This is a genomic window from Rania fehmarnensis, assembly GCF_056494185.1.
In genome coordinates this window covers 2,899,180-2,915,071 of sequence record NZ_CM151398.1, presented here as the reverse complement: position 1 = coordinate 2,915,071, position 15,892 = coordinate 2,899,180, and the positions used below count along the sequence as shown (strand labels likewise).

The following is a 15,892-nucleotide window of genomic DNA, read 5'->3' as shown; positions in this document are numbered from 1 at the left end:
GCAGGTTTTGAGCAGGTTTTGAGCAGGTTTTGAGCAGGTTCCTTTTGCGGAGCAAAAGGAGACACTCTACAAGTTATCCACCAGTAAAGCTTTCCCATACGACTGGTTAAACGAGGGGGAAAACATAATGCAGTTGCACATTTAGAAAATTGCGGGATACTTTAGCCGCTTATCGAGAGTCTACACTTCGATTGAGGGCCGATATTTTGGGGTACTTGCTACTTACCGGGGCGACCGGTCTGCTTGGTCGTTATCTAGTTGCCGATCTGCTCGAACGCGGCGTGCCTTTGGCACTGTTGGTTCGAGACGGAAAACATGAATCAGCTTGGCAGAGGGTTGAGTCGGTAATTCAGCACTGGGAGAAGCAGCATCATCGCAGCCTTCCTCGTCCGGTGGTACTCAAGGGCGACATCTGTCGTCCCATGTTAGGCCTAAGCCCTGAAGATGTGCGCTGGGTGGGTCGCAATTGTTCGTCGATGATGCATAGCGCAGCGTCGCTAAAGTTTCTGGATGACGGCATGGGTGAGCCGTGGAAATCCAATGTTCAAGGCGTCGAGAGCGTACTGTCGTTGTGCAAGACGGCTGACATCGGCAAATTGCATTATGTTTCAACCGCGTATGTGTGTGGACTGCGTCAGGGAACGATCTACGAATCCGAACTCAATCATGGTCAAGAATTTCGGAATGACTATGAGAAAAGTAAGTTGATGGCAGAGGAGTTGGTTCGCAGTGCTGACCACTTGGAACAACTGACCGTCTATCGACCTGCAGTTATCTCGGGAGATTCCAAGACTGGTTACACCAATACCTATCATGGCATCTACCTGTACTTGCGCATGATGGCCATGCTGGTTCCACGACAGCCGGTCGGTCCCGATGGCAGGCGACAGACTCCGCTGCGTATACCGGTCCGAGGCGACGAGCGTCGTAACGTAGTTCCTGTCGATTGGGTCTCGCAAGTCATGACCCGGTTGTTCATGAATCCAGATGCACATGGCCATACTTTTCATCTGGCTCCACACGACTGCATGACGGCGCGCAGGATCATCGAGGCCGGCTATACGTATTTCAACTCGACTGGCGTTGAGTGGCTGGGTTATCAGGAACTATCACCGTCCAGCTACAACGCACTGGAAGCCGAAATCTTGCCGGCTATGAGCTTGTATAACAACTACGAGCGAACGGATCCGACGTTTGACTGCACCAATGTCCAGCGCTTTGCTGGCGACCTACCATGCCCAGTCATCGACGAGCAGACGATTCACAAGTACATTCAATTTGGACAAGAGGATCGCTGGGGTAAGAAGCGCGTCCCGCTCCCGCGTGTCAGCGGATACGCACACTGCCTGTTTGATCAACTACCGCGTTTGGATCAAGATCAACTGCCCGCTGCCAGTTTGGGATTGGATATTCGCGGGACCGGCGGCGGTCAATGGACGCTTAGTTTGCTGCCAGGCCGTGAGGTCGTATGCAGCCCTGGATTGACCGCCGGACTAGAATCTGTGATTACAATAACCTCTGAAGAATTCTTCAGCGTCATGGATGTACCGGTGGAGTCTTTGGCCGAAAAACTGATCGAACAGTTCTTTCCTTTATCATTTGCCCAACCGACTCGCCGGCGTGAAGGCGAAGTGGTGTAAGTCGCCATCGCCAGTGCATGCAGAATCTGAAATTTGAAAATTCAAATACAGGATGACCCCATGCACTCTCGTTCGTGGCCACCGAAGTGGTTACCACCTGTCGCGATCGTGCTGGTAGCGTTGCTCTGGCCGATCGTAATGGTTGGGGCCATGCGGGCCTGGCAGTCCAGCCAAAATCGGATTGATGATTGGTTGCCTGAGAGCCTGCCGGAAACTCGACAACTCGTCGATTTCTTCCAGCGGTTCGGGAGCGACGAGTTCCTGATGATCAGTTGGCCAGGCTGCCGACTGGAAGACCCGCGATCCGACCAACTGGCTCAGCGACTGCTGGCTCCTAACGAGTCGGGCGTTATCTACTTTGATTCCGCGCAGAGCGGCAATCAGGTCCTGCAGTCGCTGACGGCGGACAACAGTCTCAGTCGCAGCCAGGCAATTTCGCGGATGACCGGGTTGTTCGTGGGACCCGATCGCCAGCAAACATGCGTGATTGCCTTGGTGTCCGCAGCAGGTCTGGATGATCGCCGAGCCGCCGTCAATTATGCATGGGAACAATCGCGAGCCATCACTGGCCTATCGCTGGATGACATCCGCCTGGCTGGTACAACAGCCGATTCAGTGGCCGTTGATGCCGCCTCTAATAAGTACCTGGCTGAACTGAACTCAGCCTCCTGGCTGGTGTGCCTGGCTATTCTGCTAGTGTCACTGCGCAAGGTGTGGTTGGTGGGAACGCTGTTTCTGGTGGCTGTCTTCAATCAGCAGTTGGCGATGGCGTTCATCTACTTTACAGGTGGTCATGTTGACTCCGTGCAGTTGCTGGTTTCGAACTTGTGCTTCGTGCTGACCATCTCTGCTGGCTTACACTTCCTGGGCTATTTTCGCGAAGCCTGCCTGCACGATCAGCAGTCCCCGGCTCTGGTGGCGATCAGAAACGCCTTCGTTCCCAGTTCGTTAGCCGCCGTGACGACCTCTCTAGGATTTGTTTCGTTGTGCACCAGCGTGCTGGTACCGATTCAATCGTTTGGACTGTATGCGGCGATCTTGGTGCCGATCAATACGGTAACTGTCGTCGGTCTACTAGCGATTCATGCACGCTGGGCCAGCACGCGGAATTGGCGCTGGCAAGCAATCGAGTTGGTACCGCATAGCAGCCTGCCAGTGAATAGTGGAGCCACCAAGCGCGGAGTTTGGGTGCAGATAGTTGTCCCGTTACTCAGCCGAGCGCCCCTGCTGATCGTGGCTATTTGGATCGTGGTCATTGCCGGCTTTGGCTCGGGCATCCGTCGACTATCGACCAGTGTGGGTACCCACAAACTCTTGTCGCCGCAAGACAAGCTGGTTCGAGACTATGCCTGGCTGGAAGAACATGTAGGTGCCTTGGTGCCATTAGAACTGGTCGTCAGTTTTCCAACTCAGACCGCAGCGACTTCGCAGCAAGCGTACTGGCGTATCTCGGTTCTTGAAAAGATTCGGCGCAAGTTTATGACGCTGCCGGAAATCAAGAGCACCTTATCGGTTATCAACTTCTTGCCTCCATTGCCCGAAGGCAGCGGAATTCGCAACGTGACGCGGCGGTCATTGATTGGCAGAGCAGTCGAGCGGTCGCGCGAGCAATTTCAGCAGATGCGATTATTTTTCGCCGATGAACGCCAGGAGAGTTGGCGAATAAGTGGACGCGTAGCCGGAGCCATGGAATACGAGGCGCTACTGAATAACGTTCAAACAGCGATCGAACAGTTGCAAGCAGAATGGCAGGAGCAGAGAAATGACAATTTAGCGTTACGAGATGTAAAGATCGATATCAGCGGCGGCGCGCCTTTTTTGTTTCGGACTCAGCGCCAGATGATGGCGGACTTGCTAGCCAGTTTCTCGACCGCCTTTCTGATGATTGCGGCATCGATGGCGCTCCTGTTTCGCAGCCTCATTGGCGGACTGCTGACCATGCTGCCCAACGTAACGCCAGCGGCGATTGTATTTGGCGTGATGGGTTGGTGCGGTTTGGAGATTGAAATTGGCACGGTGCTCACGGCCAGTGTGATGATGGGTGTATGCGTGGATGATACTCTGCATCTAATTTCGCACTTCAGACTCTTACGAGCGCGAGGCTGGTCGCACACCGAAGCGGTCCATGAAGCCCTAAACAACTGCGGCGGCGCGATGCTGCAGACGGGGCTGGTTTGTGGCGTGGGCATGTTAGTGTTTGCCTTCAGCCCTTTTGTGCCCGTAGCCCGCTTTGCCTGGTTGACCTTCGCGCTACTGAGCGTGGGAGTTGCCAGTGATATATTCCTGACGCCAGCCATGTTGCTTTCGCCACTACACCACCTCTTCTATTGGGAGAAAAAATCCAAGACCACGCAGGGTCCCATCATGGGCTCCACCGCGGAAGTTCCCAGCGAGACAGCGGTGGAGGGCTCCACTTGATGAAATCACCTGGTACCAGCAACCGTTGGCTGCGCTGCTCGGCCTTTGAAGAGCTGATGTTGTCGTACGATAGCCAGGCGTATCCTTGCGCGATCTGCTTGCGTTTGGAACTGTCTCAATCGCTGGATGAAGCGCAAACGCGAGCGGCGCTGGGCCAAGTGATAGCCCGACATCCACTGCTGCAAGCCCGCCTGGTACGGCGGTGGTACAAATTGTGGTGGCACTTAGAATCGCCAGGGCAACCACAAATGATGTGGCATGAGGCTCCGGCTCCGGAGTGGCCTGAACTGGCGAGGATGGACCTGACGAGCGAGCCCGGCTTGCATGTCGATGTGTACAGCAACCAAGTCGGTGGCCATGTTCAGAGCGTGGTGTTCTTGCAAGTTCACCATGCACTAGCCGACGGCCTGGGCTGCCTGGCATTGGTCGAGGATTTTATCGCGTTATTGGCCGCAGAAGACTGTTCATCACCGGCGCAGTCGAATCAGGCCAGCAGCGCACGTCGATTCGATATCACTAGCCTGGCCGGTCGGAATCATTTTGGCCTTAGCCTGGCGAAAGTGTGTCGCATGCTGCCAGGTCAAATGATCGGACTGTTGGGAGTGCGTCAGTTTCTCATGCGGCAGCCAGTGGCGATTGGCTCCCCTGCGGCACTGCCTGGCGACTGTAGCATGGACAACTCTGAATCGATTACCGCCTGCAGTATCGAACTTGATACTGAGCTCTCCAATCAACTGAAGATGCAAGCGCGCAGCCAACAGGTCACGATGAATGATCTATTTGCCACAGCTGTATTCGAAGTCGTTCACGAGCTTCATCGCGATCATGGTGGGCGCGATGACCAATGGCTGCGCATGATGGTCCCGATCAGCCTCCGCGAACCAGCCACAGCTTCACCGAATTCGGCTTGCAATGTGGTCAGTTGCGTCTTCTTGGATCGTACTGGGCAGCAGATCGAGGATCGATCCCAGTTATTGACCAGTATCCATCAAGAGATGGCGCTCATCAAACGTCATCGGCTGGGATACATCTTTATCTTCTCGCTGTGGATCAAAAAACTACTCACCTTGCGTTTGGTCCGCAGCGATGGTCGATTGGCTCGCCAGAGTATGCGTTGTCACACATCGTTTGTGTTTTCCAACATGGCTCGCATTTTAAACGTGGCTGGATCAACCAATTCGGCAGGGCAGTTGAGCGTGGGTGCGTTGACATTGGTGCGCTGTCAAATCCTCGCCCCAGTTGCACCGCTGATGAGCCTGGCCATAACCACCTTTCAATATGCCGGGCGGGTAACGATTGCCGTACGGTACGACCAGCGCTGCGTAACGGAGCGTCAAGCCCAACGGCTATTGACTAAGTTGACAGAGCGATTGGAGAGCGGCCTGCTGCAGGGAGCTGCCAAGTGATTTACCTGGTCTGGGCATTAGGTTTGGCGCTATTGGTATCGTGGCTGCCTCAAGCCGGACTGGTACTCGGATTCGTCGCCCGAGTCCGCCGCTGGCGCGAGACGTTGATCGATGATGCCGCAGCGCCCGAAGCCCTGGTGATATTATGTCTTCGCGGTGGTGATCCGTTCTTATCGCGTTGTATCGCTGGCTTGGTATCGCAAGACTATCCGAATTATCATGTACGTTTTGTGGTCGACCATCCCGACGATCCAGCTCTGTCGGTACTCAAGTCGGCTTTGGTTGAGAACAGTTTCGAGCGCTACGAGATTCTGTTCTTGAAAGCCCCACTCTCGACTTGCAGTTTAAAGTGCTCGAGCCTGGCGCAGGCTATCGAGACCGATTGGATCTACGACGAGAGCCAGCCAGGCCCCCGGACTGGCCGCGAGTTTGTCGCACTCCTGGATGCCGATACGATTCCGCATCCGACCTGGCTACGTCAGTTAGCATCCGCGCTGCAGAAACCGGATGTAGGTGCAGCTACAGGCAATCGTTGGTATATCCCTGACCAGCCGAAGCTGGCTGCCCTGGTACGCCGCTCGTGGAACGCCGCTGCCATCGTACAGATGTATTTTTATCGCATCGCTTGGGGCGGTACCTTGGCGCTGAAGGTCTCAAGTATTCGCCAAGCCGAATTGCTGCAGCGTTGGAAGTTAGCATTGTGCGAAGACACGATGACCAACCATCAACTCTCGCGTATCGGTCAGCGGCTAGAATTTGTGCCTGGCCTGATCATGGTCAATCGCGAAGATTGTGATTTTGCAGGCCTGGTTCCATGGATGCGACGACAATTGTTTGTGGCCCGTCTGTATCATCCCCTCTGGTTTGCTGTGGTCATTCACGGATTGTCTTCAGCTTTGTTATTGCTGTGGGGCTGGGGTATGGCGATCGCCTTGCTATCGATGAGCCAGTGGACTTGGGCAGCCGTAGTGGTAGCAATGATGGTCATCTATCAAAGCTTGCTGACGACCCTCTTGAAACCCATGAAGTCGGCAGTTGATGAAGTGATAGCTGCGCGGGGCGAAACAGCTCTGCCCTTGCTTTCCGCCTCAGCGACACAATTCGTCATTGCCATTATCGCGACCCAGTGGGTTTATACTTACGCGCTGGTTACTTGCCTGCTTGCTCGTCAAGTAAACTGGAGAGGCATTGAATACCGCGCGCCAGGTCCCTGGCAAATACGAATGCTCCAGTACAAACCGTATCAAGCTCCCGATTCCACATCGCAGCAGTCGCTCTAAATCCTGCTGCGATTGGGAGCAATTTTAACGCGAGGTCGAATGGCGCCGACTTAAGCGGTTGCCAGATAGTCATTTAATAAACGCAGAGTGCGCGGCGTCCGCGGAGAAAACGCTGAGGACATCCCGGCAAGTATTTGTTCTATGATGCCGTCAAGTCGTCATCCGCTGCAATTCTCTGCGATCCTCTACTACTCTGCGTTTTAAAATGTACCTTTATACGCCGTAAAACTTGGCGGCGTTGTCGTGGAAGAGTTTCTTTTGGTCTGCGATAGGTCGATTGGCGACGATTTGCTTCAAGCCGTCGATCCACTGGGCGAGTGAAGCGCCGATCTTGCAGACGGGCCAATCGCCGGCAAACATAACGCGATCCGGGCCGAAGGCGTCCAGGCAATGATTGATAGCGGGAGCCAGGTCATCACTCTTCCACCCTTCGGGCATGCGCGCAACGATACCGGATATTTTGCAGACGACATTGGAGTGGCTGGCCAGCGCGCTCATGTCTTTCTTCCATTGATCGACGGCATGCGTAGGCTTGGTTTTGGAATCGCCTTTACCCCAAGCATGAGGATCAGCGTTACCACAGTGATCGACGATAAAGCGTGTCTCGGGGCACTGTTGCACTAGCTTTTCACCGTCGGCCAATTCGGTTGGACGCATGCATAGATCGAAACTCTTACCCATCTCACCCAGCAGTTGAACTGATTTGACGAATTGTGGCTCGAGGCATAGTCCGGCCTTGGCTGATTCGGCATGCAAGACCTGGCGCACGCCTTTGATGGCTGACTCTTGGCGAAAACGTTTCATGTAGCCAGCAAACTCGCTTGAACCTGGCCGACCTGAAATCACGGCAGCGACAGTCGGTGTCTTGTTACTCTTGATCAATTCGAGCACGAAATCGGCTTCTTTGTTTTGATCGGCAACCGCCACGTCAACCTCCATGTAGATGGCCTTCACGACGTTCAAATTCTCAATGGCAGCCAAGTAATCTTGGATATCATGTTTGGCCGCGACTTTTGGCGGTGCCCCACCCAGCCACGGTGGAGTGAATTGTTGCAAGTCCCACAAGTGTTGATGTGTATCGATGATCGGCATTGTATTAGCAGGCGACTGAGTCCACGCAGCGGTGGACAAACTCGCGGCCGCGCAAGCAGCCGTAGACAGCGTTAGGAATTCTCGACGTTGCATTTCAATGGCTCCTGAGGTTGTTGTCTTGGACCTCTGTGGGTTGGGCTTTCATCAGAGGCGTGCAGATCGACCGGACAATGAGTGATACAATAGCATAGAACGCAGGCTGCGTTCAGGTTAAGTTCCAAGATCCGCTAGGAGGATAGCTCACTCGTGAACCGAGCAATTGCGTCGATCGCCATAGGGTTAGGACTACTCGGGGCCGCGTCGGCAGAGCAACCCAATGTACTCGACTTGCCTGTGTTATTGCAGCAGCAAGCCGCCGATCAAGTGCGCGGCGTCCAGTTGTTGCGTTCAGGCGAATATGGCAGCGCCAAGTTGCTCTTCAGACAGAACGTGCTGCGCGTGCCGCACGATCTGGCCTCAGTTTACAATCTTGCCTGCGCTCATGCGCTACTGGGGCAGAAAGACGATGCCCTCGAAATGCTGCGAGCCACGATCACGCTGGGTTTTCGCGACAAGCAACAGCTAGAGAAAGATGACGATCTGACTTCGCTACGCGAGTTGCCCGAGTTTCAAGAGATTTTAAAAGCCTGCGATGATCCACCACTGAAAGAAGCACCGACTTGGAAGTACCAGGTTACGATCGCGCCGAGCATCAATGGCGCGATCAAAGTCGACAGCCCCAATATGCTGTGGACGGGCAAAGCCATGCAAGTTTTTGTCGCCGCCAGCGGCAGTGGCCGAGATCGACTAGTGACCGGCACCACCGGGGCTTGGGGCGATAAGATTATGGAGTGGGAAACGGCGGGCACAGCTGCGGGCAACATAGGCGATCTGTACGACAACCACGATCGCTTGCACTCTCGCTTGGATCTGGCCAAGTTTCCGCAGCTCAGTCCCATTCGCTTCGGGGCCGAAGTACAAAAACGACAGTTGGATAACGGTCCCCAACGCCTGTTCGTATACTTCGATGCCCAAGCTAAAGAAGCAACCAAAGACACAACTGCGGAGACGAAAGCGCGCTCACAGCCCGTCGCGCCCAATGCGGCTTCTGCTGGACAGACGCCTGCAGTCACTGTGCCCGACCGACCGCTTGATCCAACAGAGATCGAGGCCAAGCGTTGTATCGTTATCGGCAATTCATCTACTGCCGTCACCGGTTCCATCTTTTGGCGCAGCATGCCTCGCTTGATCCTGACCAGTGCTGGCGGAGCGGATCTGCTGTCCCAACATTACACCCAAAATCACTTGTACGTTTATCCAGAACATCAAGACTACGATCCCGGCGCAGCCACTGGGGTAGGGTGGGGCGACACGTACTTTGCGAACACGCCCTTCTTCTTGATCTCACAAGGATCAAGTGGTTCGGATCAGCCGCTACTGGAATCGCTGGCCGCCACGTTGGGTGCCTTTCAACCAGCCACCAAAGACAAGCTCAAAGCGGCTGGGTTTATCGCACCGACGCTACAGATGATCTTTCGTCGCTGCAGCAAACCGGTACAAACCGACGAAGACTATCTGAAGAGCACTGCGCATCCCACAGTGTTTGATGGTGCCAACGTGGATCTGCCGCGGATGATCGAGATGGCTCATAACATCCAGCCGGAAGAAGTTCCTCCGGTGATCATGCTGAAAGTAATTAAAGAGAGATTGGGCGTGCCGGGCCGCGATTACTTTGACGAACTGCCCAGCGAAGTCGTTCTCAATACGCCCTTTTCCATTGCACGCATGATCAACTCCAAAGAGTACTGGCACGACATGGTTGTAGCCGCAGCCGGTTCGGACCTCAACCAACGACCGCTGGAGTATCATTGGATTGTATTGCGCGGTGATCCCACCAAAATCAAAATTGAAAACATTCTCAGCAATCCAGCCGCCCGTCGTCTCCGCATCGCCTATCACCCGCGCGGTCCCATCGCTGAAGGCTCCAAGCTCGAATCTAGTCGCGTAGATATCGCCGTCGTCGCTCACAACGGCGTGTACTACTCAGCTCCCGCGATGATCTCGATCAACTTCCCGGGCAACGAAAAACGCGTTTACGATAGCGAAAATCGTATTCAGTCGGTCGACTACCAGGCTGCGCCCAAGTTGTATGTCGATCCGAGTATCACCGTCAGTCGCGATTGGCGCGATGAGTATCACTACGATGATCAAGGCAAACTTACCGGCTGGACGCGCACGCGCGGCACTGAGAGCCAAGAGTTCACCGCGCAAGGTCAATTGATTGAAGCCCCCGCGAGCGACGATGCGCCCGCCAAATTCAAATCGGTCAAGTACAGCCGTAAGACGTACCCCGACGGTAGAACTTACATCACGCAGGAGTAAGTGCCCGCAAACTCTTCCAGGCTTACCAACTCTCACAGTCGCTTGGGCATTTGATGGAATGTCACGCATGCGCCGCGAATTCTGCCTAGGCGTTGCCGATTCCCAAAGTGTTAACGCTGACTATGAGGGACACTTTGCTAGCTAACAAGATTGCGTGGGCGCCGCTACCGCTTGGCCTATTGGTAACACTCGCATGCGGGCTCGCGTGCGTGGGCTGTTCGCGCACGCGCTATCGAAACGCAGCTGATCGCGATACCTACCAGATCATACAAGAAAAGTCGCGCTGCTTAAGCGAACCGATTCCCGGTCAATTCACGGTTCGTCCCGATCCACGCTCGCGTTTCTACGACCCCACCAATCCCGATTGTCCTCAGTTGCCCGTGCCCCGGCCCGTGCTGCGCGGTTACGACTTGCCGCCGCTGGCCAGCGACCCGACGCTGGTTACGACGGCAACGGAAGTTGCTCCATCACAACCAGAGCCACAGCAACAACTACAACAGCAACCCGATGCGCTGCCCCAGTCAGACTTGCAATCGGAACCTAGACCTGGCGGTACCGAAACAGAGCGTGGTCTACCCATTGATCCCGATCAGAAATCCTCACGCATCGGTAACTCGTCGACAACTGCAGTACAAACCGTCGCCTACCACGGCAGTGCTGGTCCAAGCGCGGAGTCGGGGTTGATGAACATGGCTTTGGCCAACGCGGGGCCCCTAGAGCAGGAGTCAGTGCCAGCCGAGCCCACAGACCAGCCACCGGCCCAGGCAACGTCAGCTCGCAGTGACGGAGCTGGCATCAATCGCGTGGTCATTCCCGCGCAAGCCTGGGAAGTGCTGCCGCGCAATTGCGTCGATCACATGCTACAGTTTCCGTCGCTCCGTTATGAGTTCGAGACCAGTTTCCCAGGAGCTGCCCTGCCAGCGGATACAGCGCAAACCCGGCGATTGACGCTCGCCAATTTAATGGAACTGGCCATCATCAACAGCCGTGACTACCAGGCTCGCAAAGAAGCCTTGTTTCGCACCGCGCTGGCACTGACGCGGCAACGGTATCAATACGAATTGAATCCTATTGCCTTTGGTAACGGTACGTCGGCCAACTATCAGCATCTCCGCGTGGGCGGTATTACTCAAAACACTTTGTCTGTTCCCACGGGCGCAGGCGTCGAAAAGACACTTGCCACTGGCGGCCAGTTCTTGGCTCAGTTCGCCAATAGTGTGGTCTTGACGTTCAATGGTCCCACGGGCTTTGCGACCGACATCGGTTCCGAGTTGGTCTTGGACTTTCAACAAACGCTCTTGCAACGCGACATACGCTTCGAAGCGCTGACTCAGAACGAGCGCGACGTGATCTACGCGGCCAGAGACTATTTGCGATTTCGCAAGCAACTCTTTCGCGATATCTCGGGCCTGTACTATAACTTGCTAGTCAGCTATCGCGGAATCGAGATCAATGCACAAGACTACTTTACGAACCTGCGTGGATTTTTGCAGAGCCAGGCAGAATACCGCACGGCTGAAAAGATACCGCGAATCCAGGTCGATCAGTTTGAACAGAACGTCTTGCGCACGCGCGGCAACCTGGTTGCCAACTGCTTTGCGCTGGAATCATCGCTCGACCAATTCAAGTTTCGACTGGGCCTGCCTACTGAGCTGCCGATTCAGCTCGATTTGACCGAGCTGGAATCGATTTCACTAAAAGATGAATTGAGCGTAGCGCGGCAAATGATCACGCGAGCACGGCGCGAACTGCTGACCACGCGCGGCGCGGCCAACATGGATGCTACGACGCTCGCCAATGTGGCGGAAGTGCTCGCCGATCGCATGGCCAACATCTTGCGCATCCAGGCTCGCATGGATGCTGCCCTGCGCGAGGGAGCAGGCGGCAACGCGGCCTCTGCCCAAACCACGCTCAGCAAGATGCCCAACAGCAGTTCCATCGCCGCAGCTACGCAAGAACTCGAAGAGCAGCGACACATGTTGCGCGTGCTGGGCGTGCGCATGCAGATCGAAGGGCTGCGAGCAGAACTGGATGCGCAGACTAAATCCGCGACACCAGCTCCAGCCCTGCGCGTCTTGATTCGAGCCGTCGATTTGGCCGGTGCCGAGTTGGAGATTATCGCCCTGGCCCTCGATCGCCCAGGTGACTCATCGCCGGCTCAGTCTGAAACGTTGCGCACGCGCCGCGATGCGGCCAACCAAGAACTTGAGCAACTACAAGCGTTCCTGGACCAGATCTCCGCCAATGTGGGTGCCAAGGTGGATGCCGAAGCGATGAACCTGTTCGATCAAATCCCCGAGCGCATGCAGGCATCGGTCAAACTCGTTGAAACACTGCGCAAATTGACCAGCGATGCAACCGCTGACATCCTACCAGCCGGTGACAACACCATGACCGCCAAGATTCAAACCACTGTCGACAACACGATCAAGCTGAGCGATCGACTGTTGGAAAAGGGACCTGATGGTTGGGAAGAGATCGTACTGGATCAGGACGAAGCGCTGTTGACCGGCCTGGTTCAGCGTATGGATTTGATGAACCAGCGGGGACAACTGGCCGACGCCTGGCGGCAGATCAAACTGGCCGGTGACGACCTAAGATCGATCATTGATCTGCGAGCCACGCATGTCCTACGGACCAATAGCCAGAACAATAATCCGCTCGACTTTACATTCGATGATAGCGAGACACGCGTCAGCGCAGCCCTCGATACACCTCTCAATCGACGATTGCAGCGCAACAACTTCCGCGTGGCACTGATCAACTACAACGTTGGCATCCGCAACCTGATGGCGGCCGAAGATACGATCAAACTGGATATCCGCGAAGACCTGCGCCAACTGGCCTTGGACCGCAGCCAGTACACTATCTCGGTCGCCAGTGCCGCTCTGGCCTACGAACGTGTCATCAGTACGCGACTGCGCTTGCAGTTGGCTGTGCAAAACGTAGCCGCTCGCGACTTTCTGGAAGCCCAACAAGCATATACAGCCGCGCTTAGTTCGATCGCGCGTCAACATGTCAACTATATCACCGATCGCATCGAGCTGTTCTTTGACCTCGAAGCGTTCGATGTAGATGCCAATGGGCATTGGACCGGAGCCGATGGCGACTACGCTCCACAGATCAATGTAGATTTCCCCACAACCAACCCGCGTCCTTACGACTGCTTGCCACCGCGGGTGCGCTATTCACCCACCATCCGGCAAATGGAACAGATTCCACCAGGCAACGCGGTGGTGAGATAGGCACACAGCCGAATTCTTTTGAGTTTAGCGCATCGAAGAGTTCACTCATAAGGTACGATCGTCAACGTGCCAGCCACCATGTCGGGAACCAACAACCGCTTGTTCTTTTGATCCAAAAAGAAATCGGCGGCGGTCTTCAAGCCCTCCAACAATACTTGATGCTCCTTGGTCTTGCGATCGATCCGCCACACCACGCCTTCGGTCCAGCTCGAGCCGATAAAGGCTTTGGGAGTCACTGCCAGACCATCAAGGCCTCGGGGACCTTGAGCAACCACACGATAACGACCATCTTCGTACGTTACGATATTGCCGGTGAAGAAGTCCGCCACAAACAACCGTTCCTTTTCCTTGTTTCCACCAACTGCCAAACCGTTTGGAAACCTCAGCTTATCATCACCCGGCGGTACCGCCTGGCTGATCTTGCCATCGAGCGAGACTTTGTAAACGCAACCTTTCTTGGGTAATTCAGTGGCGTGACTGAGCTCATGCAATTTGCGCTCGGCATCAGCCACAAACATCGGTTGCGGTGAACTCATCTCGGCCACATACACATGCTGGCCATCTTTACTGGCCGCAACATCATTCAAGAACTCGATGGGGGTTGGAAAATCTTTGGCTTCCGCCAGCTTGGTGACCGTGCCCGTTTTGTCAACTTTCCACAGTGTGGTTTCATCAGCTGTGATCAAGTAACCACCGACAAACACCATACCCTTGGGCGAATTGAAACCTTTGGCAAAGACGCTTACTTTATCATCATCGTCCAGCACCACGATGGTTCCATCGCCGGGGACTTCATCATTGATCATCGTGACATAGAACTTGCCATCAAAACCACGACAGATACTCTCCGGATTCTTGCCAAGTTGGACCGTCTTGTACTTGGTAGCTTCCTGGGCCATGCCGGTGGTCGTGAGCAGAAGGAAAAGCGAGGTTAGTGAGGTGAACCGAATCATGGTTGAAGAACCTGTAGGGTGGGAGGATTGAATAGGTTGGCTGGCTGGTTGGTGCGTGATGGCCTTTCGCGGAGCGAAAGGAGACGTTAGGCCACAATTTCTTTGACTAGTTCGCCGTGCACGTCGGTCAGGCGAAAATCTCGGCCGGCGTGATGATAGGTCAGTCGCGTGTGATCAAAGCCCATCAGATGCAGCATGGTCGCATGCAGATCGTGGACGTGCACCCGATTCTCAACCGCGCGGTAACCAAACTCGTCGGTGTTTCCATAAGCCATACCGCCCTTGATGCCACCACCGGCCAACCATACGCTAAAGCCGTGATGGTTGTGATCGCGGCCGGTGGGGTTGCCGCCACCGATCGGGATCTCCACTGCCGGTGTACGACCAAACTCGCCACCGCAGATAATGAGCGTCTCATCCAGCAATCCACGTTGATGCAAGTCTGTGAGCAGTGCAGCGATAGGACCATCGGCTTCGCGGCCGAGTCTGCGATGTTCGCCGTCGATATTGCCGTGCGAGTCCCAGGGCTGCACGTCGCCGTGATAACACTGCACCACACGGACGCCGCGTTCAATCAAGCGCCGCGCGATCAACATCTGTCGACCATGAACTGTCTCACTCCCATACAACTGATGGATGTGCGCCGGTTCGGTGGTGATGTCTAGCGCATCGGTAGCTTCCATCTGCATGCGAAAAGCTAACTCAAACGATTGGATGCGAGCTTCTAAGTTGGCGTCTTCGGTTCGCTCGCTGCGATGCTTTTCATTCATTGCGGACAGCAAATCGAGTTGCCTCCGCTGCTGCTGGCTGGTCAGGCTGGGATTCTGAATATTGGCGATCAGTTCCTTGGCCACTTGTTTGCGAGTGTCCAAGTAGGTGCCCTGATAAATGCCCGGCAAAAAAGAACTGCGCCAATTTGATGAATCGGCCACAGGCAAACCTGGACAGAGCGTTACGAAGCCCGGCAAATTTTGATTCTCGCAACCCAAGCCATATGTCAACCACGAACCGTAGCTGGGACGTGACAAACGTTCATCGCCCGTGTTCATCAGCCGCATACTCTGCTCGTGATTGGGCGTATTGGCAGCCATCGAACGAATAACACAGATGCGATCGGCATGCCGACTGAAGGTTTGCTGGAAAATCTCGCTGCACCACAAACCACTTTGACCATACTGGGCAAACTTAAAAGGTGAGGCGAGTGCGGTGCCGGTTTCACGTTCGGTAGTGAGATTGCCCAGCGGCAGTTTCTTACCATGCCACCGCGTCAGCTCGGGCTTAGGATCCCACGTGTCTACCTGCGACGGACCGCCGTTGAGATAGACATGAATAATGTGTTTGGCACGCGGCGCAAAATGCGGTGGTCGCACCGCCAATGGGTTGGCCGCATCAGCTCGGGCCGAGCGAACGTCCAGGAGTGCAGGCAGAGCCAGCGCCCCCAAACCCGTCCCCATACGGCCCAGCAATTGTCGTCTCGATAAATTTTGATTGAACATG

9 protein-coding genes are annotated in these 15,892 nt (G+C 55.0%); 6 read left to right on the top strand and 3 right to left on the bottom strand.

Translation table 11 applies throughout. The features are described 5' to 3' along the window. The first annotated feature begins 206 nt into the window (after window positions 1-206). Genes SH573x_RS09820 through SH573x_RS09805 form a run of 4 tightly spaced genes read left to right on the top strand, consistent with a single transcriptional unit; the run spans window position 207 to window position 6,744 of the window. Entirely contained in the window at window positions 207-1,640 is a 1,434-nt protein-coding gene (locus tag SH573x_RS09820; protein WP_479354587.1) for an SDR family oxidoreductase, read from the top strand. A gap of 60 nt (window positions 1,641-1,700) precedes the next feature. Continuing rightward, a complete protein-coding gene (locus SH573x_RS09815; protein ID WP_479354585.1) occupies window positions 1,701-4,058 on the top strand; it encodes an efflux RND transporter permease subunit in 2,358 nt (785 codons plus the stop codon). Then, complete coding sequence (locus tag SH573x_RS09810; protein WP_479354583.1) at window positions 4,058-5,464, top strand: WS/DGAT domain-containing protein; 1,407 nt, start codon at window positions 4,058-4,060, stop codon at window positions 5,462-5,464. The genes SH573x_RS09815 and SH573x_RS09810 overlap by 1 nt, the downstream gene beginning before the upstream one ends. Continuing rightward, complete coding sequence (locus tag SH573x_RS09805; protein ID WP_479354581.1) at window positions 5,461-6,744, top strand: glycosyltransferase family 2 protein; 1,284 nt, start codon at window positions 5,461-5,463, stop codon at window positions 6,742-6,744. Before SH573x_RS09810 ends, SH573x_RS09805 begins: the two co-directional genes overlap by 4 nt. Before the next feature lie 213 nt (window positions 6,745-6,957). On the opposite strand, the gene SH573x_RS09800 is transcribed toward SH573x_RS09805, so the two are convergent. After that, window positions 6,958-7,929, bottom strand: coding sequence for an amidohydrolase family protein (locus SH573x_RS09800; RefSeq protein ID WP_479354580.1), 972 nt, complete (start codon window positions 7,927-7,929; stop codon window positions 6,958-6,960). A gap of 153 nt (window positions 7,930-8,082) precedes the next feature. Between SH573x_RS09800 and SH573x_RS09795 the strand changes: the two genes are divergently transcribed. Further along, entirely contained in the window at window positions 8,083-10,197 is a 2,115-nt protein-coding gene (locus tag SH573x_RS09795; protein ID WP_479354578.1) for a tetratricopeptide repeat protein, read from the top strand. A gap of 122 nt (window positions 10,198-10,319) precedes the next feature. Continuing rightward, complete coding sequence (locus SH573x_RS09790; RefSeq protein ID WP_479354576.1) at window positions 10,320-13,442, top strand: TolC family protein; 3,123 nt, start codon at window positions 10,320-10,322, stop codon at window positions 13,440-13,442. 41 nt (window positions 13,443-13,483) lie between these two features. Here the strand turns inward: SH573x_RS09790 and SH573x_RS09785 are convergent, their stop codons facing one another. Both SH573x_RS09785 and SH573x_RS09780 read right to left on the bottom strand, forming a co-directional pair. Further along, on the bottom strand, window positions 13,484-14,395 hold the full coding sequence (locus SH573x_RS09785) for an SMP-30/gluconolactonase/LRE family protein (protein ID WP_479354574.1): 912 nt from the start codon (window positions 14,393-14,395) through the stop codon (window positions 13,484-13,486). Between the two features lie 86 nt (window positions 14,396-14,481). Next, window positions 14,482-15,891, bottom strand: coding sequence for a DUF1501 domain-containing protein (locus SH573x_RS09780; RefSeq protein WP_479354573.1), 1,410 nt, complete (start codon window positions 15,889-15,891; stop codon window positions 14,482-14,484). Window position 15,892: the final 1 nt, after the last annotated feature.

Bases quoted from the DNA above. Each gene is read 5' to 3' on its own strand.
- SH573x_RS09815 (WP_479354585.1), top strand. From the start codon at position 1,701: ATGCACTCTCGTTCGTGGCCACCGAAGTGGTTACCACCTGTCGCGATC.
- SH573x_RS09790 (WP_479354576.1), top strand. From the start codon at position 10,320: ATGAGGGACACTTTGCTAGCTAACAAGATTGCGTGGGCGCCGCTACCG.
- SH573x_RS09785 (WP_479354574.1), bottom strand. From the start codon at position 14,395: ATGATTCGGTTCACCTCACTAACCTCGCTTTTCCTTCTGCTCACGACC.
- SH573x_RS09780 (WP_479354573.1), bottom strand. From the start codon at position 15,891: ATGTTCAATCAAAATTTATCGAGACGACAATTGCTGGGCCGTATGGGG.
- SH573x_RS09810 (WP_479354583.1), top strand. From the start codon at position 4,058: ATGAAATCACCTGGTACCAGCAACCGTTGGCTGCGCTGCTCGGCCTTT.
- SH573x_RS09800 (WP_479354580.1), bottom strand. From the start codon at position 7,929: ATGCAACGTCGAGAATTCCTAACGCTGTCTACGGCTGCTTGCGCGGCC.